We start from the raw sequence: 19,281 nt of genomic DNA, 5'->3' as shown, positions 1-19,281 counted from the left end.
ACCACCCCGATCCAACCCCGACATCCACACACTGCACAGGAGCACAGCCATGACCAACCAGTCGGACGCCACCGCCACCATCACCATCCGCCGCGCCGGCCCCGAGGACGCCCACGACGTTCGGACCCTGCTCCTCGAGCTCGCCACGCACGAGAACTCCGCCGACGCCGTCCACGCCAGCCTCGAGGACTGGCGGCGCATGCTCGCCGACCCGTCGGTCGTGGTCCTCCTCGCCGTCGCAGCCGAGCAGCCCCTCGGGTACGTCAGCGGCACCCGGCAGCTCAACCTGTGGCAGGGCCACGACATCTTCGCCATGGACGACCTCTACGTCCGCCCTCAGGTGCGCGACCGCGGCATCGGCGGCATGCTCATGACGGCCCTCGCCGAGCACGTGCGCCCCGACAAGTCACTCATCACCTGGGGCGTGAACCAGGACAACGACGCCGGCCAGCGCTTCTACCAGCGCCTGGGAGCCACGCTTCGCACCAAGATGGTCGCCGCCTGGCGACCGGACGCCTACACCCGCTACCTCCAGGACCGTGCATGACCGCCACCGAAAAGCCGCAGCTGACCCTGCGACAGCTCGACCAGCGCGACACCCAGGCCGTGCAGGCGCTCCTGGACGCAGACCCGCACTATGCACGCCGCGTCACGGGCACAGCGACACCCCCGCACGCGGCAGCCGAGCTGCTCACCACCCGCCCACCCGGGCTACCCGCCGCGCACAAGGCGGTGCTCGGGGCGTACAACGACACGGGTGCGCTCGTAGCCGTCGTCGACGTCCTCCGCGGCTGGCCGGACGACCACACCGCACACATCGGACTCCTGCAGACCCATTCGGCCTACCAGGGACGCGGGATCGGCCGTCGCACGCACGAGCTGCTGCTCGAATGGGTGGCCCGTTGGCCCGAGGTGCAGCGGCTGCGGGCCACCATCGTGGCCACCAACGCCACGTTCGCCGACCCGTTCTGGACTGCACTGGGCTACCACCCGAGTGACACCGCCACGCCCTACCTGGCCGGCGACGAGCCGACCACCGCCCTGGCCTGGAGACGCGAGCTCCCCAACGGTCCCAGCCCGGAGCGCTTCGCAGACGTCGGAGACGTCACCGTGTGCTACCAGACCTTCGGCAACCCGACGTCACCCACGATGCTGCTCGTCATGGGGCTGGGCTTCCAGCTGGTGCACTGGCCCGACGCGTTCTGCCGCCAGCTGGCAGATCACGGGTTCCACGTCGTCCGGTTCGACAACCGCGACGCTGGCCGGTCCACCCACCTGCCCGGTGCCAGGTACACCCTCGACGACATGGCCGACGACGCAGTCGGGCTCCTCGACCACCTCGGCGTTGCGACCGCACACGTCGTCGGTGCCTCGCTCGGGGGCATGGTGGCGCAACTGATCGCGATTCGGCACCCGAACCGCGTGGCCTCACTCGCCTCGATGATGTCCACCACCGGGCAGCGCGGGAAGGGGCGCACCTCGCCCGTGCTCCTTCGCCACCTCATCGCACGCCGGCCGCGCACCGAGGAGGAAGCCGTCGAACGCCGCGTGCGAATCTTCGAGACTGTCGGGTCTACCGGTCTCGACCAGGACCTCGACGAAGTTCGTCGGGCGACGAGAGCGGCGTTCGGTCGCGACCCCGACGCCGGCGACGGACGGACCAGGCAGCACCGAGCGGTACGCACCGCGTCCGATCGCACCTCCGCGCTCGCGAGCCTGACGGTTCCGACGGTAGTCATCCACGGCACCGCCGACCGCATGTGCCACCCCTCCGGCGGGCGGGCGACCGCCGCCGCCATCCCCGGCGCACGACTCGAGCTGGTCGAAGGGATGGGGCACGACCTGCCCCCTGCCGCCTGGCCACGCATCATCACCGCCCTCACCCACAACGCCCGGACGGCCGACCCGCACCAGCGCGGAGGGTCGCAATGATGCGCAACACCCCGCGGGCCTTCGTCGGGACCGTGATGTTCCGCCTCCAAGACCCGCCGGCCACAGGTGTCGGCGAAGCAGTCGAGCGACAGGTGGGCAACCTGCCCGGTGTCAGCTTCTGCGACGTCGACGAGGCTGCCGGCCTGCTCATCGTCACCGCCCGAGAACCCGTGGAGCGCGCCGACGTGCTGACCGTCCTGGACCGGCTCGATTGCCGGGCGGCCCAGTGACCGACTCGGCCGCGGGGCCCGTCACCGAACCGGGCGAAGGCCGCGACTTCGGCTCTGTTCTGGTGTCGGTTCGGCTCGATAGGGTGCCGCCGTGCTGAGGGGACGGGAGGCCGAGCAGGCAGCATTGCGCGCGCTCATCGAGCGCGCCGCAACCGGCGACGGAGCCGCGCTGGTCCTGCGAGGCCAGCCGGGCGTCGGGAAGTCCGCCCTGCTCGATGACGCGGTCGCGGCTGCCCGGGACGCGGGTGAAGGTACTGGTGTGACCGTGCTGCGCACGCGGGGTGTCGAGTCCGAGGCGCCGTTGCCCTTCGCGGCGTTGCACCGTCTGCTCCGCCCGGTGCTCGACCGCCTCGACCAGATCCCGGAGCCCCAGGCCCGAGCGCTGCGCGCTGCGTTTGGCGAAGAGACTGCGACCGCCGGCGACCGACACCTGGTCTACCTCGCCACGCTGAACCTGCTCTCCGAGGTCGGCGGAGACCAACCCGTCCTCGGGGTCATCGACGACGCCCACTGGCTCGACGACGCCTCCGCCGCAGCCTTGCTGTTCGTGGCGCGACGACTCGAGGGCGAAGCGGTCGCACTGATGTTCGCCATCCGGGACGACGAGTCCGGAGCCTTCGACACACGGGACCTCGCGACCCTCACCGTGAGCGGGGTCGGAGCTGCCGCTGCCGGCGAGCTCATCGCCGACCAAGCCGCTGCTCCGATTGCTGCCCATGTGCTCGAAGAACTCGTCGAAGTCACCGACGGCAACCCGCTCGGCCTCATCGAGCTGAGCGGCGCGCTCACCGCCGACCAGCTGACCGGACAACACCGTCTCCCCGAACGGCTTCCGCTCACCGAACGTGTCGAGCGCGCTTTCCTCGACCGCTTCCGCAAGCTCGATACCGCAGCCCAGACTTTGCTCCTGGTCGTGGCCGCCGACGACTCCGGCCACCCCGCCACCGTCGGCCGGGCTGCCGCCACCCTCGGCGCACCCGACGACGCGTTCGACACTGCCGAGGAGTCAGGGCTGCTCCGCATCGACTCGGACGGGCTCATGCTCCGCCACCCGCTCGTACGGTCCGCCATTTACGGAGCCGCCACGAGCTCACGGCGCCGGCAGGCCCACCGGGCGCTTGCCGACGCCTTCGCCGGAACCGCCCACGAGGACCGCCGCGCCTGGCACCTGGCTGCGTCCGTCGATGGCCCTGACCCCGACGTCGTCGCAGCGCTCGACGAGGCCGCCCAGCGCTCGAGTCGCCGCGGCGGCCATGAAGCAGCCGCCGCCGCATGGGCCCGTGCCGCCGAGCTCACCCTCGACCCCCACGAGCGCGCCCAACGCCTGTTGGCCGCAGCCGGGGCCAACCTCGCCGCCGGCCGCCCGCTTGAGACCGACCTCCTTACCCGGGCCGCACTCGTGGACGCCGACGACCCGCTCCTGCGCGCGGAACTCCTTCAGCTTCAAGGCCAGGTCGAGTGGAACACCCGATCCCTCGACGAGGGCTATCGGATCGTGTGCCACGCAGCCACGACCGCAGCGCCCCACGATCCTGCGCACGCGCGGGTCCTCGCCATGCTCGCCGCAGCCCTGGCATCCTTCGGCGCCCGCTCGGCCGACGCTCCCGACCCCTCCACCATCGTCGAGCCGCCCGCACCACAGGCAGCACCGGAGGAACTTGTCGCCGGCTTGCTGCTCGACGGATTCACCGCCGTCATCCGTAACGACTGGGCGACCGCGGCCACGGCGTTGCGACGCGCCTGGGACATCCCGCTGCCCCTGACGGCACCACCGCTGCTCCACGCCAACCTCGCCATCGCGACCATGCACCTGGGCGATGACGAGCGGGCAATCCGGCTGCACGACCTTCAGCTTCAGCACGCCCGCGACGCCTCCGCCGTCAACATGATCGAGCACGCCCTCACCCGAGGCGTCGTGTTCCGCATCGCTACCGGCGCGTGGAGCGAAGCCGCATCGGCCGCCCAGGAAGCATTGCTGCTCGACCGCAACCTCGGCTTGCACGAGCTCGTCGCCCTACCTCTTGCCGAGCTCGCCGTCATCTCGGCGTTGCGCGGCGACGCGGCTGCCCCGCAACACCTGCGCGAACTCGACGTCGAACTCGAACAGCGTCCGCCTCACGGCGCGGTCGCGGGAATCGTGCGCGGACTCGCGCACTGGGCCGCTGCTCGGCAGTCCGACGTCACACCTGCCACAGCTCTGCACCACCTGCAACAGATCGACCTACCCGTGGCACGGTGGTTGACCGCGCTCGACCGCATCGAGACCGCCGTGCGCGCCGATCGGGCGAACCTCGCCAAGGAGTGGCTCGACGAGCTCCGCGCCTTCGCTGAGGGAACCGACATGGCATGGGCCTGGGCCGCGGTCTACCACGCGCAAGCCTTGGTCGGCGACGGTGACGCCGAGGAGAACTTCGGCAAGGCGTTGGAATGGCACGCCAAGTCGCCTCGCCTCCCCGCCCGCGCCCGAACCCAGCTGGCCCTTGGAGAGCACTTGCGCCGTCGCCGCCGTCGCACCGACGCGCGAGTGCCGCTGCGCGAAGCCCTCGACACGTTCGAGAGCCTCGGCGCTGGGTTCTGGGCCGAACGGGCCCGACAAGAGCTACGAGCCTCCGGTGAGACCGCCCGACGTGGCGCCAACCTCGTCGCCACCGGCCTCACACCGCAGGAGTCACAGATCGCCGGCCTCGTACGGGAAGGGCTGAGCAACAAGGACGTCGCCACTCGTCTGTTCATCAGCCCCCGGACGGTCGACTTCCACCTGCGCAACGTGTACTCGAAGCTCGGCATCACATCGCGCACCGAACTCGCGGCCCTCGCCGGTGACCTCGCCTGACCCAGGCCCGGCAGGGCCAGGTCACCCCCGACCCGGCAATCTCCCCGGCGATTTCCCCGGCGCGACCGCCCCGCCGTCGAGAACACGATGGTGACTCCCCCACCGCACCTGAGGAGATCACCATGACCACCTACTTGTTCTACCAAGCCGCTGCCGACCACGAGATCCAGCGCCGGCTGCGAGCCGCTGAGAATGACCGCCTCGCACGCCTCGCCCGAGGGCCCCGCCGCTGGCCCACTCGCCCGCAGGGCTCCCGCTAACCCCCCGACCACCCACCTCACACGGGAGACCACATGCCACACACCACACGAGCCGCGGCGACCCCTTCCGGGCTCCTCGCAGCGACGACCGCCCTCATCGTGGTCGACGTGCAGCGCGGGTTCGACGACTCGGCCTTCTGGGGGCCACGCGACAATCCTGATGCCGACCGCAACATCGCCTCACTGGTTGACGCCTTCACCGCGGCGGGCCTGCCCATGGTGTTCGTGCAGCACGACTCGACCAACCCGGACAGTCCGCTTCACCCGAGCCGGTCAGGCAACCACCTCAAGGAGTACCTCGACACCGCCCAGCCTGACCTGGTGGTCCGCAAGAGCGTGAACTCCAGCTTCCACGGCACCCCCGACCTGAACCGATGGCTGCAACGGAGACAGGTCGACGGGCTGGTGATCTGCGGCATCACAACCAACCACTGCTGCGAGACCACGGCACGCGTCGGCGGCAACCTCGGCTATCGAGTGCTGTTCGCAGCCGACGCAACACACACTTTCGACCGCACGGGCCCCGACGGCCGAGAGCTCACCGCAGACCAGCTCGCGCACGCCACCTGCACCAACCTGCACGACGAGTTCGCCACGGTGGTCACCACCCGAACCGTCACTGCGGGCGCTCCTACCCCGTAGCTGACGTGTGCGCAGGATCGTCGAGCGCGCCCCAGGACGCCCATCCGCCTGTGTCTCCTGCAAACGGACGCGTCGACGTCGGTCATCGAGGCGGCAGCGGCGGTCGACCTATTACGCGTCCACAATGACGAGGTGGACGACGTGTGACCGAGGTGCCGTGGCCGCTCATGGTTGGCTCTACTGCTGAGGGACGACCCCTCGAGTCGTTCCCAGAACGCTTCGGACGTGGCGTCGCTCGAGCCGACCTGATGTCGGGTGGATTCGAACGTCGTCGGTAGCAGACCAACCCGCTCGCCGGTACAACTCGACGGCCCGGGCGTTGTCGTCGTAGACCCACAGCTCGACCTCGGGTCGCGATGTCTCTGCTGCGTAGTCCGTGACGTCGGACAGGAGCCGGCTCGCGATACCGCGTCCCCACGCGTCAGGGTCGACACCCAGGAAGACGATCTCCAGGCCGCCGGGCTGCACGACGACCACGGCGAACCCGACGGGTTCGTCGCGCAGGTAGGCCAGGTGGAGCGTCGCGTCGTCAGGTCGCAGCCCTCTCTCGATGATGGGCAACGCCGCCTCGACCGGAGCCGGTTCCGGTTTGTTGTCGCGCTCAGCGGTGGCGACAGCCCAGATCCGGGCCGCCGCCCACTGGCTGGAGGGATCGCGATCGCGGACCACCACAACGCCACCGGTATCAAGCACGCGCCCATGATGGCCACGGCAGCCGTCAACGAGCAATGAGCGAGTCCCCCTATGCGATTGCGGTGTGATTCGCTGGGGTCGAGACGTACGCGCATGCCGATGTCCGCGTAGGCGTCAGGTGAGAAGTAGTGGGTCGGGCGAGACGCCGGGGTTGGGGACGGGGACGCGCCGGTCACCGCCTGCTGTCTGCGGTTGCGGGTCCAGTGGAGCGTCCCGAGCGGTTATGGGATACCAGGTTGCCGTGCGCAATCCCGCAACGCGTCACTGCCCAGGCCGCTGCCCCTAGGAGAGCGAAGATCGCGGCACCGAGCAGCCCGAGCGGACCACCGAGGATCAGGTGGGCATCCGGGGTGAGGATGAGCAGGATGGGTGCGATGGCGTTGAACATGCCGTGCGTGGCGGCGACGGGAATCAGGCTGCCGGTCAGCTGGCGCACCGCGGTGAGGACGAACGACATGCCGGTACAGAACGCCACCATCGCCAGGACGCCGAGCCCGGGGAACCCGGGGTAGTTGTAGCCCTGGACGATCAGCGGGGCGTGCCACACACCCCAGGCGAGGCCGATGAGCAGGTTGGCGCGCAACGGTCCAGCGGCCCGGAGTTCCTCCCACATCAGGCCCCGCCATCCGTACTCCTCGCCCATCGCGAAGACACCGTTGATCGTCCACCCGGCCACTAGGGCACCCCACAGGCCCGCCAGCAGCAGCACGGCGACGGGGGGCGGTGCACCGGCTGCATCCACCGCGTCCTGCCCGACGAGCGAGGCCGCGCCGTCCATGATCTGCCCCTGAGTCAGGGCGAGCCGACCGATCGCGTCGAGGCCGAGCACATCGCCCCCGACCAACACGGCACCGAGGAACAGCAGGACGAACGCGACCAAGACACCGGCCGGCAGCAGCAGGTACGCGGCGACTGAGCTCACCCCGCGGCGGGGCAGCCGTAAGCGGTCGCGGCAAAGTCCGCGTTCCGCGACCAGCGCCGCCACCATCGGTGAGGGCATGTAAAGCACGGCGATGACTGCCGCCCCCGCGAGGGAGTCGAGGTCGATGCCGGTGATCCGAAGCAGCGCTCCGGCGAGGGCCGCCCACCCGAGAACGACGGCGAGGTAAACCTTCAGCGTGTGGGACACGACGGTGCGCCCTTCTTGGCTGTGGGGTGGTGTCAGGCGCGGCTGGCCGCGCCGGCGGTGGGGGTGGCGACACCAGGTGCGGGCACTGGTGCCGCGGTGGTGTCCCGAAGTTGCCGGACGGCAACGACAGCCGCGAGGGTCACGGTGAAGGCGACGCAGAGCCAGAACAAGCGGTCGTCGCCCCACAGGATGTTGAGGACGGCCCAGGCGGTGTTCATCGCTGCGTGGAACAGTGCGACGATCAGGACGCTGCCGCCGGTGTGGTCCCACACCCAGGTCATGACCACGCTGATGGACACGACCATGACCAGGAAGCCGGCGAACGGGTAGGTCTGGCGGGTGTCGTCGAGGAGGAACATCGGGATGTGCCATCCGGCCCACAGCAGACCCAGGAGTAGCCCAGCGGGCAAGGAGCCAAAGCCGGCGCGCAGGTGCGGCAGGGCCACACCGCGCCAGCCGGCCTCCTCGGTCAGCAGGTGAAGGACCAGTTGGCTCAACAACAGCGGCAGTGCCGCGGCCAACGGCACGAGGGCGTGGACGTCGTGCTGGCCGCCGAGCGCGAGGTGGAGACCGAGCGCGGCGACCGCCGGGAGGGCAGGCAGGGCGACCGCGGCGACGTACCAGCGGACCGGCACCCGCCACAGGACCAGACGTGCCCCGAGCGACCGTAGGGCTGGGCGTCCGCCGAAGACGGCGGTGGAGACGACCGCAGCAACCGACACTGCCAGGAACGCGAACGGTTCGGCAGGAACGGACCAGCCGATCCACCCGGCCTGCTGGACAAGCGCGGTGCCCCACACGGCCCAGGACAGGCCGTAAGCGACGGCGGAGAAGACGACCAGGGTGCCGCGGTTCCTGCCCGGCATCTGGTGGCCGGCGGCGGGCGCGGTGCCCGTCTGCATCATGCTCATCAGTCGTGTTCCTTCGGAGATGGTGCCGGCCCGGCGTTGCCGGGCGTGGTGGTTGAGGTGGTGGTCGGTGCGTTGGCGTCGGGCATCAGGACGGTGGAGAACAGTCGCCGAGTGCGCCCGGGCGCCGGCGGGAGGGCGATGCGGGGGTCCAGGACGGCTCGCAGTTCGGTAACGACCGCGGCCATCTCCTCGTCGGTCAGGTACATGGCGTTCTGCCGGAACCCGGCGAGGTCGCGGGCCATGTCGACGTCGCCGCGGTCGAGGTAGTGGTCGAAGTCGGCGAGCAGCCCGACGACGAAGGTCAAGAACATCTGTCGGTGCTCCTCGACAGTCATCTCTCGTGCCTGATTTCCGTCAACAAGCGTCGTGCCGGTACGCAGCCGGTAGGTGCGTTCCACGGCTCCGCGGACGCGCGTCTCGTCCACGACGATGAGGACTCCGCCTCGAGCCAGGGCGGCCACTTGGCGGTACAAGGTGGCGCTCGGGACATCGGCGATCTCCGCGCGCAGGTCGCTAGTGGTCAACTCCCGGTCGCCCAGGAACGCCTGGACGATCCGCATGCGGACCGGGTGCAGTACGACGTCAGCCGGTCGCATGCGTCGCTCAGACTGATCGGGGGGAGGAGTCATGATTGACATCATTCCCACGAGTGATAACAATGTCAATCATGACAACGATCACCGCGGACGGCGCCACGCTCACCGTCACGTTCACCCGCGCCGAGAAGATCGCCGGACTTCTCCGCGACCAGGACATCCCGCTCACCGCCGTCTCGACCGTCGAGGTGGTCCCAGACGGGCTTGCGGCAGCGGAGGGACTGCGCGCCCCCGGTCTGGGCCTGCCAGGACGGCGAAAGCTCGGCACCTGGCGCTCGCGCACCGGCAAGACGCTGGTTGCCGTACAGGGCCACGGCCCGGCCGTGCGGCTGACACTCTCGGGGCACCGCTACGCCACCATGCTCATCACCACCGACACCCCCGAGAAGCTCAAGCAGGAGCTCGAAGCGCACCCCTCGGACCACGCACGATGACCACCCTCGACCGCGCCCAGGAGGCTCCCGTGCCCGAGCACGCCGTGACCTTCCGGTCCGGCGTGAAGACCCTTGCCGGCACCCTCGCGGTCCCTCGTGGCGAGGGCCCGTTCCCTGGCGTCCTGCTCTTGCCGGGGTCCGGACCGCTCGACCGGAACTCCGACCACAAGCGCATGCCACTGGGCATCACCGGCCAGCTAGCGGATGCGCTCGGCACGGTAGGGGTCGCGACCTTCCGCTACGACAAACGCGGCGTCGGCGCGAGCACCGGCAGCTGGCACACCGCCGGCTTCTACGACAACCGCGACGACGCCGCAGCCGCCCTCGAGTTCCTCGCCGCGCGTCCCGAAGTGGATCCAACTCGGATCGTCGTCCTCGGCCACTCCGAAGGCGCGCTCCACGCCGCCGGCCTGGCCGCCGCTGGCGCACCCACATCAGGCCTGATCCTGCTGAGCTGCTCCGCAATGCCGGGAGAGGCGCTGCTGCGCTGGCAGTCCGCGCAAATCGCACCGACCCTGCCCCGGGCGATCCGTGGCTTGCTGCGGCTCCTGCGCACCGACTTGGAGGCGCGCACGGCAAAGACCCACACCAAGATCAAGGAAACCACGACCGATGCGGCCCGCATTGAGGGCGCGAAGATCAACGCGCGCTGGCACCGCGAGTTCATGGCCCACGACCCCCGCACCGACCTCACCCGCATCACCGTGCCCGTCCTCGCCGTCACCGGCGGAAAGGACCTCCAGGTCCCGGCCGCCGACCTTGCCACGATCCGCGACCTCATCCCCGCCGACGTGGAGACGCATGAGCTCGCCGACCTGAGCCACATCCTGCGAGCCCAGCCCGGACCCGCGTCCCTGTCCGGATACAGGCGCGAGATGCGCCAACCCGTCGACGCGGAGCTCGTCGGCCTCGTCGTGGACTGGGTCAGCGCACACGTGGGCGGCACCCGGTGAAGCAGACCTCGCCCCGGCGCAGGACCGCCCACGAGAACCCGACCTCCTCCACACTGTCACCCGTGGACATCCCCGCCCCAGACCTCGCGGACCTGGACCGCCTCGCCCTGCTCCTCGTGGACGTGCAGCGCGCCTTCGACGACGCCGACTACTGGGGACCCCGCAACAACCCCCACTGCGAGCAGAACATCGCCTCCCTCCTGGCCGAGTGGCGCGCCCACCACCGACCCGTGGTGTTCGTCCGCCATAACTCGACCGACCCCCACTCACCGCTACGACCCGGGCAGCCAGGAAACGACTTCAAGGACGTCGTCAACGGCACCCCCGACCTGCCATCACCAAGCAGGTCAACTCCTGCTTTCACGGCAAGCCTGACCTAGATCGGTGGCTGCACGACCAGAAACTGAACGGGTTCGTCGTTGCAGGCATCACTACCAACCACTGCTGCGAGACCACCGCCCGCGTCGGTGCCAACCTCGGACACCACGTCGTCTTTGCCCTGGACGCAACCCACACCTTCGACCGCCGGGCGCCAGACGGGACCCTCGTCAGCGCGGACCAGCTCGCAGCGGTAACCGCCACGAACTTGCACGGAGAGTTCGCAACGCTGGCTAACACCCAACAACTGCTGGAGGTAGCCCCCGACGCCTAGCCGGAGCGGAACAACGGCGACCGCGCTACCAGCGCCCTGACGGAGTACCGCCGCTGAGGAGTCCAATACCCCCGGGTGACGCGATGCTGCGATCAGCCAGGGATCCCAACTGGGACACACATCGTCCGGATGTCTGCCGCGATCCGCGCGACGACGTACCGCTGAGCTGTCACACCGCAATCGCATAGGGCGGCGGCGAGTCCTTGCGGAACACACCCTGTAGTGGGTGGCCCAGCGTCACGGAGCACCCGCAGCCCGGTCTCGTCAAAGCTGCGTCGGTTCGCCGCTTCACGGGCCGGTCTATGCGGTGCCGTATGCCGGCCCCGCCGGTCGTGCCGATCTCTGGTGAAGCGTCTTGTCCTTCTCCTGCAGCCAAGCGCGACCCCAATCGAGCCTCATTCCGGCGCTCTTCACACGCCGGGAAATCGTGCCCACGCCCGCGCCGTGTGTGGGGTGTGAACAGCACGATGCGTGGCTGCCGTCCGGGCCCCGCGCGTGCTCAGGGGCGAGGGTGGGAGCGGGCAACACCCGCGAACATCTGCGCGCCCTTGGCGGCACGGGGGCTACGGAACGGCACGTCGGTGAAGTCGCCGGCGTAGTAGCCGTTGTGCGGGTGGCGCGGGTGGCTTGTGGTGCTGACTCCGGACTCCTCCTCGAGGATTCTCTGCTTGGCCATGACGGCCACCTCCTGCTGTCTCAGGTTGCTGCGTGGGCGGGATGCTGATGGAGACAACACTTGCCTTGGAGGCCATCTGGTCGCGCCGGTGAGACTGCCGGGTTCTGCTCGGGGGTGGTCCGCGGGAGCGGATGCGCCGCACGGCGCCGCGGCGCATCCGCCTGACGGCGGCCGGCTGGCCCGGGAGGTGTCGTGGCGCAGGGCGCACCTCCTAGGCACGGGTTTGCCCCACCGTGGGCCTCTACCTGGTGCCTGCTGCGCGTGGCTGAATCGCGCAACCGCTACTGGTCTTGCCGCAAGGGCGTGGCGGGGGCAACGCCAGTGCTTGTGACGTCCGCGGGGGCGTCGATCGCTTGCGGCGCACCGACCCTCGCGAGGTCGACGTCACGTGTCTCCGGGCCCCACCAGGCTCCGCCGAACGCCATCAGGCTGCCCACACCAAGAAGCATGAGCTGGGTGAGACGTTCGGGCATCAGCCGGGTGAGCCCGGTCAGGTAGAACGCATAGAAGCTGGCCGGGGCGAGCGCCAGGCTGTACGCCATGCCGAACCCCGTGGCGCGGACGTTCGTGGCGAAGCGCTCGTTGACGTAGGAGGTGACTACTCCCCACACCGCCAGGGTCGTCAGCTCGGTCGCCACCACCAGGACGGCGAGTAGCCAGCCAGCAACCGGAAGCGTCAACGTAAGGACGTAGCAGGTGAAGCCGGCGGTCCCGGACACCGTGGCACCCAGGGCGAGAGCACGACGACGTCCGACCTTCTGGCTGGTCATACCAGCCGCTACGAACCCACCGATCACGACCGGTTGCGCGGCGAGGAGCACCGTGGTGACCCAGACCGGGGACTGGCCAATGTGCGCGAGCAGGCGCTGCGGCAGCACTGACACGACGCTGGTGGCGACCAGCCACAGGCCGACCATCAGCACGAGAACCTGAACGAAGTCGCGCCGTGACGCCGGACAGAAGCACCTGCACGGGAGCCTGCCGTGCGAAAGCCCGTAGGTCTCCCCCGGCGTCGCCGCAACCTTCGTATCCCTGACGCGAAGCCGCGGATGCCTCCCACAGCGGCGACTCCGGGACGCGTGTTCTCCACAGGAGGAACACCAGCCCGGCCAGACCGCCGGCAAGGAACGGCACGCGCCACCCCCATGCTTGGTAGGCACCGGCGGGCAGCACAAGGAGAAGGACAAGCACGAGCGCGGAAACAGCGGCGTACGCGGCCGCGTAGGCGCTCATCAGCAGGCCACCGAACAGGGCGCGGGCGCGGGGCGGACAATGCTCGAACGCGAGGGGTGTGGCCGCGGTGTACTCGCCGCCGAGAAAGATGCCGTCGAGGAAGCGCAGGCCGATCAGCGCGGCCGGTGCCGCTAGTCCCCAGGTGGCGTGACCGGGCAGTAGGCCGATGAGGATTGTGCAGACGCTGAACCCGGCGATCGAGGCGAGCGTGACCCGCCGGCGACCGATGGTGTCGGCGAGGTGGCCGAAGATCAGTGCCCCGACGGGTCGCCCCAGGAGGGTGGCAGCGAACGTGACGAAGAACAATGTGCCGGCCTGGCCGGCGGCGAGTGTCTCGGGTTGGAAGTACGCGATGGCCGGCGCGAGGGCGATCACGGGCAAGTAGATGTCGACCATGTCCACGAAGAACCCCACCCAGCTGGAGCCGAGCGCACGCCGCTGGCGTCCGGTGGTGCGGCGCAGCGCCCGCCACTGACCCGCCCACGCCACCTCAAACCGGTCCTGTGTCGTTGTCCCCACGGCAGCTTCCGTGCGACCTTCCGGTCCTCCCATACCTTCCAGATTTACGCGGCGGCATCGGCGTCGTCAACGCCCCGTTCGGGCCATCGCGCCACCCACTCCGTCACGCAGATTGGCCGGGTCAGGCGGGTCGCGTTGGTCGCTACAGACCGGCGAGCTGGGTGCGGTCGGCGTACAGCCGGTCGGCGAGCCAGGCCGCGTCGTGTCGGACGAATCCGAGCAGCGCTGAACCGCGAGAGTGCTGCCAAGGCAGCCCGATGAAGTACAGCCCGGGAACGGCAGTGACGCCTCGCTCATGGACCACGGTGCCCCCGCGAGGTGTGTCGGTGATGACGCCGGGCACGTCCATCCAGGTGTAGTCGGCCGTGAACCCGGTCGACCAGATCACGCTCGCCGGGGCGAGCCGGGTGCCGTCGGCGAACTCGACGCCGTGCGGTCCGGCCCCGGTCACCCGCGAGCGTGCGTTGACGCCCAAGCTCTTGACCCGGGACAGGCTGGTGCCGATGACCACGTCTCCCCGGGCCCGCATGCGTCGGGCGAGAAGAGAGGTGGCCGGCTTGTGGATTGCGCCCGTCTTGCTAAGCCACCAGAACAGGTCACGGCCCGCGAACCGTTGCGGCAGCTGTGGCGGCGTCGTGCCGACCGCGAGGTGCACCGGGCGTTCAGGATCGCCGTCCTTGATGTTGTTGCCGGCGGGGGTGGGGTGGGTGGCCAGCTCCTCAGCGATTTGCAGGCCAGAGTTACCGGCTCCGACGACCAGCACGGGCCCGGGAGGAAGCTGGTCGGGGTTGCGGTAGTGCGCGGAGTGCACCTGCACGACTCGGTCGTCGAGGGCGTCGGCCAAGCTGGGTCGGTGGGGCTTCTGGAACGCGCCTGTGGCCACCACGACCTGTCGCGCGCGAAGCGGCCCGTGGCTGGTGTGCACCGTGAACACCGGCGGCTGTCCGTTCGTGGTCGGGTGATGCTGGAGCCGGGTGACGCGATGTCCGAGGAGGATGGGCAGCTGGAACTGCTCGGCGTAGCCGGCGAGGTAGTCGGCGACGTCGTCCTTGCCGGGGTAGGTGTCCCGAGCGGCGGGGAAGTCCATGCCCGGCAGTGAGTCGTACTGGGCCGGGGAGAAGAGTCGCAGCGAGTCCCATCGGGTGCGCCAGGAGTGGCCGAGTTGCGGGGCCGCGTCGAGTACAACGAACCGGGCGTGCTGCTGGGTCAGGTGCCATGCGACGGCGAGGCCCGCCTGGCCCGCTCCGATGACGATGACATCGAGCGCGTCCTGCTCTTTCCGAGCGTCGACGGGTGTCTCCGCGTGGCCAGGGTTGTTGTCCGGCGTGTGCGGGGCGGCGGGTGTGGTCACGGTGCGGCTCCTGGTTCGAGACGAAGGGTGGAAAGGGTCCGCGGGCCGCGGGTGCGGCGTCGGGGGCACGCCTGGGGGGTCCCTGCGGCCCGCGGACCCGACTGTGGGGAACCTCGGCTGGGGCTGGGGCTGGGGCCGGGGTGCGGGTGGGGTTGTGGTGCTGGTGGAAGCTAGAAGAGGACGTTCTTGAGGGTCTGCAGGCCAGCGACGATGCCGGGATCGACCTTGTCGGGGTGGCCGGCGTCGTAGGGCGGATGCGGGTCGTACTCGATGCCGCACTGGATGGCTTCAGTGGCGCGGCAGCCGGCGATCTTGTCTGCCAGCGTGAGGGCCATGTCGATACCGGCTGATACGCCAGCGGCGGTGACGTACTTACCGTCGAACACCACCCGCATGTCGGTCGGAGTGGCGCCGTAGTGGGCAAGATCCCCGCGACGCATCCAGTGGCTGGTCGCCGATCGGTCTCGCAGGAGGCCGGCTGCGGCCAGGATGAGCGACCCGGTGCACACCGACGTCGTCCAGGTCGTGGTGGTGTCGAGGTGGCGCACCCAGTCGTGGACCGCCCCAGCAGCCATGTGAGCCTGCTGCCCGATGCCGCCCGGGATGACGAGGACGTCGGCGGTCTCGACGTCCTTGAGGGTGGCGTCGACGTGCAACGCGAGGTGGCCGGTGTCGGTACGAACCGGGCCGAGACGCTCGCCGGCGAAAGTGACGCGGCTGCCCGGCAGACGCGAGAGAACCTCGTAGGGCCCAACCGCATCAAGGGCAGTGACCCGGTCGAACAGCAAGATCGCGACGCTCATCGTGGTCTGCACGGCAGGCTCCTCGCCTTGACGGCCGCCGCGGGATGCGGTGGCTGGGACGACAAACGCTACGAACCGACGTGACCGGGTCGCGCCGGTGAAATCGCCGGGTTCTGCGGGACCGCGTGTCCGGATCGTCAGGTGAGGGCGAGCTGAGCAAGCTCGACCCGGGACGTGACGCCGGTCTTGACGAACACGTTCCGCAGGTGAAAGTCCACCGTCCGCGGGGAGAGGAATAGTTGCGCGGCGACTTCACGGTTGGACAGGCCCTGTTGAACCTGGGTGGCGACGGCGAGTTCCTGCGCGGTGAGTTTGAGTGGCTCGAAGTCGTCGCGTTTGCGAGCGGTTTCCCCCGATGCTCGGAGTTCGGCGGCCGCGCGGTCCGCCCAGGACTTGGCGTCGAGGTCCTCGAACGTGGCCAGCGCGACGCGAAGCTGCTCGCGGGCGTCGACGCGTCGGCGGTTGCGGCGTAGCCACTCGCCGTAGGCGAGATGGGTTCGGGCCCGGTCGAACACCCGCCCGCCGGAGTTCGGGTGCGCCGCCAACGCGGCCTCGAAGTGCTCCTCGGCCCTGTCGGGGTCCACGAGGGCGAGCGCATGAGCCGCAGCAGCACGGGCCCACGCTTGACCGGTCGCGTCGGCGAACGTGGCGAGATCCTCGACCCACAAACGCGCGGCCGCGTCCTGACCCGCGGCCACCGCCGTTTCGACCCGGTCGACGCCGGCCATGCGCTTGGTGATGTCGCGAGATCTGACCGAACTGGTGGAACGCGGCGGTGGGCTTGGCGCCGGAACCCAACGCGTGGAGCCCTTTCGCCCACCTCACCAGATCGCGGCAGATCCCGTCCAGGATGCCGACGGCCTGCGCGCCCAGCGCTGCCTCGACCTCCACCAGCAGCGGCTCGTAGGCCCCCGAGGCGCGTCGTGCGGCAATGAGGAGCTGCAACGCCTTCGGCATCGTCGCAAGAACTGGCTGGCCGGTTTCCTCACCCAGAGCGACGGCCTCGGCGCAACGTGCTTCGGCCGACGACCAGGCTCCGGTGGCGACGTCGGTCAGCGCGAGTCGGGTCTGGGCGTACAGCACCATCACCATCGCGCCGGTGTCCCGGGCTCGCGACAGCAGCCGGCGGTGGTACTCGGAGGCGGCAGCGTCGTCGCCCACGTGCAACGCGGCGATGCCCAGGTTGGGCAGCAGGTCCTGGTCATCAGCGTCGAGGACCTCGGCGGTGGCGAACAGCCGCTCCATGACCGTTGCGGCGTCGTTCCATCGGTCGTGCACGACGTGGTCGAGCCCGATCAACAGGTCGGCGAATGCCTGCTCGCGAGCGGGGGCCCCGGGGCCGGGTGGGTTGGCGAAGTCGAGAGGCCGGACGTCGATGCCGGAGTCCCCACCGAACGCGGCGATCGCGGCAGCGAACATCGCCATCTCCCGGGCCCGGGCCGGGTCATGGCTAGCGACCTCTGCGGCGGCCTGCAGGATCATCCGGTGGCCGAGCTGGACGGACCCGGTGTTCCACTCCACCCGCGCGCGAAGCCTCGCGATGTCGGCACGTAACCCGGGGTCGGTGACGTGGACGAGCGCCGCCTCGCTGAGGCCGCGAGCCCGGACGGGTTGTCCGGTCAGCCAGGCGCACCGGGCAGCGAGGTAGAGCCGGCGGGCTCGACCCTCCGTGTCGGTGGTGAGCTCGCTGGCGCGTTCGTAGGCCCGGGCGGCGGCTTCGTGCGCACCGCGGCGGTGTGCGCGTGCGGCGGCCTCGTCGAGGTCAGCGACCACGGACTCGTCAGGTTCGTCCGCGGCGGCGGCGCGGTGCCAAGCGCGCCGGTCGGGATCAGCACGTCCCGACACCGCCGTTGAAGCCTGGGACGCGGCAACCGGGTCGGGTGTCAGCGCGTCGGCCAGCCTGGTGTGTGGCCCGACGCGCGACCGTGGTGGCGCCGGTGTAGATGGCCGAACGCACCAGGGGATGCCGCATCTCCAGCACCCCGTCCGTCACGGTGACCAGCCCGGACCGCTCGACCTCGTCCAGGGCGTCAGGGTCCACGCCCAGCGCACGGGCCGCGGCGCGGATGACCGCGATCTCGGTCGAGTCGTCGGTGGCCGCGATCAGAAGCAGACGCTGCGCGTCCGAGCCGAGACGCTCGGCGCGCTCGGCGAACACCCGCTCGACGCCGCCCGTGACCGGCAGCCGCCCAGGCAGCGGCGCGCTGCCTTCGAGCTGGCCGGCCGTGAGAACCTCGGGCAGCTCCACGAGCGCCAACGGGTTCCCGCCCGTCGCGGCGAGCAGTTGCGCGGACACCTCCGGGGATACGACACCCCCAGACCGGTCGGCGAGCAGGTCGCCCACTGCCGTCCGATCGAGGCCGCCCAGCAGGAGAGTGGGCAGGTCTCCGGCGTCGAAGGTGCGCACGTCCCCGTCTCGGGCTCCGAACAGCAGCGCGACGCGCTCCATGTTCAGACGCCGGGCCGCGAACAGCAGGGCCGCGGCTGACGCCTCGTCCAGCCAGTGGGCGTCGTCGATGACGGCGACGACCGGTTGCGTCTCGGCCGCGGCCGAGACGAGGTTCAGAGTGCCCAGGAACACCCGGAACCGGTCACCATCGGCCGCGCTCGGAGAGCCGTCCTGATCGTGGACCTCCTCCCCGAACGCCACCCGCAGCGCGTGGGCCTGCGGCGCCGCGATGTCATCCGCATGCCGGCGCATCAGCGGCCGCAACAGCCGCTGCAGCGCGGCAAACGGTAGCGGCGCCTCGGACTCAATGCCCTGGGTGCGGAGCACCGTTACGCTCGGGTCGACCAGCAGAGGGGCGACGGCGTCGGCCAGCAGTGCGGACTTCCCGACGCCCGGCTCGCCGCGCACGACCAGCACGCCGCCGGTCCCCGCACGTGCCGACTCAAGCAGGGCACCGATCTGCGCCTGCTCGACCCCCCGCCCGTGGATCCGCACGGCGCGAGGTTACCTCCATCGCGCGACATCGCGCCGGACCGAACGTGGCATCGGCCGCCACCGGCGTCGACGCAGAGGCCCGCCGCGTCACCGGCGCGACGGACGAGGAACCCGGTGACGAACCCGGTGATTCAGCCGGTGCGACCCCATCACCCGCCGGCGCAGCATCAGTGCTGTCACTTCGCCACCCGGGCGGAGCCCCGCACAGACAGGACACGCGCATGACGACCTCCAGCCCCGACACCCGCACCACGACCAGCCTTCAGGTAGCCGGCATGACCTGCGACCACTGCGCCATGGCCGTCGGCCGTGAACTCGACGCCCTGCCCGGCGTCCAGACCGTCCAGGTCAGCCTGCCCACCGGTGAGGTCACGGTCACCCACGACCAGCCCCTGGACCCGCAGCAGGTCGCCCACGCGATCGACGAGGCCGGCTACCAGCTCGTCTCCTGACGCATCACGCCCTTCCGAGGGCCTCGCAGCTCACCGCA

Annotated in this window: 21 protein-coding genes and 1 pseudogene; 11 read left to right on the top strand and 11 right to left on the bottom strand. The window is 70.1% G+C overall.

All coding sequences use genetic code 11. The features are described 5' to 3' along the window. The first annotated feature begins 49 nt into the window (after positions 1-49). The 5 genes from HOO61_RS18130 (at position 50) to HOO61_RS18110 (ending at position 5,897) form a co-directional block, all read left to right on the top strand. Entirely contained in the window at positions 50-547 is a 498-nt protein-coding gene (locus HOO61_RS18130; protein ID WP_172260963.1) for a GNAT family N-acetyltransferase, read from the top strand. Further along, a complete protein-coding gene (locus HOO61_RS18125) occupies positions 544-1,932 on the top strand; it encodes an alpha/beta fold hydrolase (protein ID WP_172260961.1) in 1,389 nt (462 codons plus the stop codon). The genes HOO61_RS18130 and HOO61_RS18125 overlap by 4 nt, the downstream gene beginning before the upstream one ends. Continuing rightward, on the top strand, positions 1,932-2,162 hold the full coding sequence (locus HOO61_RS18120; RefSeq protein WP_172260959.1) for a hypothetical protein: 231 nt from the start codon (positions 1,932-1,934) through the stop codon (positions 2,160-2,162). The genes HOO61_RS18125 and HOO61_RS18120 overlap by 1 nt, the downstream gene beginning before the upstream one ends. A 91-nt stretch (positions 2,163-2,253) precedes the next feature. After that, the gene (locus tag HOO61_RS18115) at positions 2,254-4,995 is read left to right on the top strand and encodes an AAA family ATPase (RefSeq protein ID WP_367650240.1); all 2,742 of its coding nucleotides are present in this window, start codon (positions 2,254-2,256) and stop codon (positions 4,993-4,995) included. Positions 4,996-5,354: 359 nt separating this feature from the next. Further along, positions 5,355-5,897 (top strand): cysteine hydrolase family protein, encoded by a 543-nt coding sequence (locus HOO61_RS18110; RefSeq protein WP_216659058.1) that lies wholly within the window; start codon positions 5,355-5,357, stop codon positions 5,895-5,897. A gap of 177 nt (positions 5,898-6,074) precedes the next feature. Here HOO61_RS18110 and HOO61_RS18105 read toward each other — a convergent pair whose 3' ends face one another. The 4 genes from HOO61_RS18105 to HOO61_RS18090 all read right to left on the bottom strand — a co-directional run bounded on the left by HOO61_RS18105 (position 6,075) and on the right by HOO61_RS18090 (position 9,226). Next, positions 6,075-6,590, bottom strand: coding sequence for a GNAT family N-acetyltransferase (locus tag HOO61_RS18105; protein WP_172260953.1), 516 nt, complete (start codon positions 6,588-6,590; stop codon positions 6,075-6,077). 172 nt (positions 6,591-6,762) lie between these two features. Then, complete coding sequence (locus tag HOO61_RS25010) at positions 6,763-7,719, bottom strand: CPBP family intramembrane glutamic endopeptidase (protein WP_172260951.1); 957 nt, start codon at positions 7,717-7,719, stop codon at positions 6,763-6,765. 32 nt (positions 7,720-7,751) lie between these two features. Continuing rightward, positions 7,752-8,630 carry a CPBP family glutamic-type intramembrane protease gene (locus HOO61_RS18095; protein WP_172260949.1) on the bottom strand — a complete coding sequence of 293 codons (879 nt, stop codon included), beginning with the start codon at positions 8,628-8,630 and terminating at the stop codon, positions 7,752-7,754. Then, positions 8,630-9,226 (bottom strand): helix-turn-helix domain-containing protein, encoded by a 597-nt coding sequence (locus tag HOO61_RS18090; protein WP_172261090.1) that lies wholly within the window; start codon positions 9,224-9,226, stop codon positions 8,630-8,632. The genes HOO61_RS18095 and HOO61_RS18090 overlap by 1 nt, the downstream gene beginning before the upstream one ends. A gap of 71 nt (positions 9,227-9,297) precedes the next feature. Between HOO61_RS18090 and HOO61_RS18085 the strand changes: the two genes are divergently transcribed. The 4 genes from HOO61_RS18085 to HOO61_RS25005 all read left to right on the top strand — a co-directional run bounded on the left by HOO61_RS18085 (position 9,298) and on the right by HOO61_RS25005 (position 11,265). Then, positions 9,298-9,660, top strand: a complete 363-nt coding sequence (locus tag HOO61_RS18085; protein ID WP_216659056.1) for a hypothetical protein — start codon at positions 9,298-9,300, stop codon at positions 9,658-9,660. 29 nt (positions 9,661-9,689) lie between these two features. Next, positions 9,690-10,613 carry an alpha/beta fold hydrolase gene (locus tag HOO61_RS18080; protein ID WP_216659055.1) on the top strand — a complete coding sequence of 308 codons (924 nt, stop codon included), beginning with the start codon at positions 9,690-9,692 and terminating at the stop codon, positions 10,611-10,613. A gap of 62 nt (positions 10,614-10,675) precedes the next feature. Continuing rightward, on the top strand, positions 10,676-10,993 hold the full coding sequence (locus HOO61_RS23800) for an isochorismatase family protein (protein ID WP_216659054.1): 318 nt from the start codon (positions 10,676-10,678) through the stop codon (positions 10,991-10,993). Next, positions 10,948-11,265 carry an isochorismatase family protein gene (locus HOO61_RS25005; protein ID WP_367650245.1) on the top strand — a complete coding sequence of 106 codons (318 nt, stop codon included), beginning with the start codon at positions 10,948-10,950 and terminating at the stop codon, positions 11,263-11,265. Before HOO61_RS23800 ends, HOO61_RS25005 begins: the two co-directional genes overlap by 46 nt. A 499-nt stretch (positions 11,266-11,764) precedes the next feature. Here HOO61_RS25005 and HOO61_RS18070 read toward each other — a convergent pair whose 3' ends face one another. The 6 genes and pseudogenes from HOO61_RS18070 to HOO61_RS18050 all read right to left on the bottom strand — a co-directional run bounded on the left by HOO61_RS18070 (position 11,765) and on the right by HOO61_RS18050 (position 16,575). Continuing rightward, positions 11,765-11,941, bottom strand: coding sequence for a hypothetical protein (locus tag HOO61_RS18070; protein ID WP_172260945.1), 177 nt, complete (start codon positions 11,939-11,941; stop codon positions 11,765-11,767). A gap of 281 nt (positions 11,942-12,222) precedes the next feature. Continuing rightward, positions 12,223-12,864 (bottom strand): hypothetical protein, encoded by a 642-nt coding sequence (locus HOO61_RS24285; RefSeq protein ID WP_253942532.1) that lies wholly within the window; start codon positions 12,862-12,864, stop codon positions 12,223-12,225. Between the two features lie 172 nt (positions 12,865-13,036). Continuing rightward, positions 13,037-13,570: pseudogene (locus tag HOO61_RS25000) on the bottom strand (MFS transporter); the annotation flags it as partial. 265 nt (positions 13,571-13,835) lie between these two features. Next, a complete protein-coding gene (locus HOO61_RS18060; protein WP_172260941.1) occupies positions 13,836-15,044 on the bottom strand; it encodes an FAD-dependent oxidoreductase in 1,209 nt (402 codons plus the stop codon). Positions 15,045-15,214: 170 nt separating this feature from the next. Then, complete coding sequence (locus HOO61_RS18055) at positions 15,215-15,847, bottom strand: DJ-1/PfpI family protein (RefSeq protein ID WP_172261088.1); 633 nt, start codon at positions 15,845-15,847, stop codon at positions 15,215-15,217. Positions 15,848-15,984: 137 nt separating this feature from the next. Beyond that, a complete protein-coding gene (locus HOO61_RS18050) occupies positions 15,985-16,575 on the bottom strand; it encodes a helix-turn-helix transcriptional regulator (protein WP_172260939.1) in 591 nt (196 codons plus the stop codon). On the opposite strand from HOO61_RS18050, the gene HOO61_RS18045 reads away from it, so the two are divergent. Next, positions 16,574-17,401, top strand: coding sequence for a hypothetical protein (locus HOO61_RS18045; protein WP_172260937.1), 828 nt, complete (start codon positions 16,574-16,576; stop codon positions 17,399-17,401). The genes HOO61_RS18050 and HOO61_RS18045 overlap by 2 nt on opposite strands. Before the next feature lie 274 nt (positions 17,402-17,675). Here HOO61_RS18045 and HOO61_RS18040 read toward each other — a convergent pair whose 3' ends face one another. Continuing rightward, a complete protein-coding gene (locus HOO61_RS18040; protein ID WP_172260935.1) occupies positions 17,676-18,791 on the bottom strand; it encodes an ATP-binding protein in 1,116 nt (371 codons plus the stop codon). A gap of 221 nt (positions 18,792-19,012) precedes the next feature. On the opposite strand from HOO61_RS18040, the gene HOO61_RS18035 reads away from it, so the two are divergent. Then, positions 19,013-19,243, top strand: a complete 231-nt coding sequence (locus tag HOO61_RS18035) for a heavy-metal-associated domain-containing protein (RefSeq protein WP_172260933.1) — start codon at positions 19,013-19,015, stop codon at positions 19,241-19,243. The last annotated feature ends 38 nt before the right edge of the window (positions 19,244-19,281 follow it).

The sequence above is a fragment of the Nocardioides sp. zg-1230 genome, assembly GCF_013155335.1.
In the GTDB taxonomy this organism is placed as follows: Bacteria; Actinomycetota; Actinomycetes; order Propionibacteriales; family Nocardioidaceae; genus Nocardioides.
Note: the sequence above shows the minus strand (reverse complement) of the source record. Positions and strands in the feature narration are given on the sequence as shown.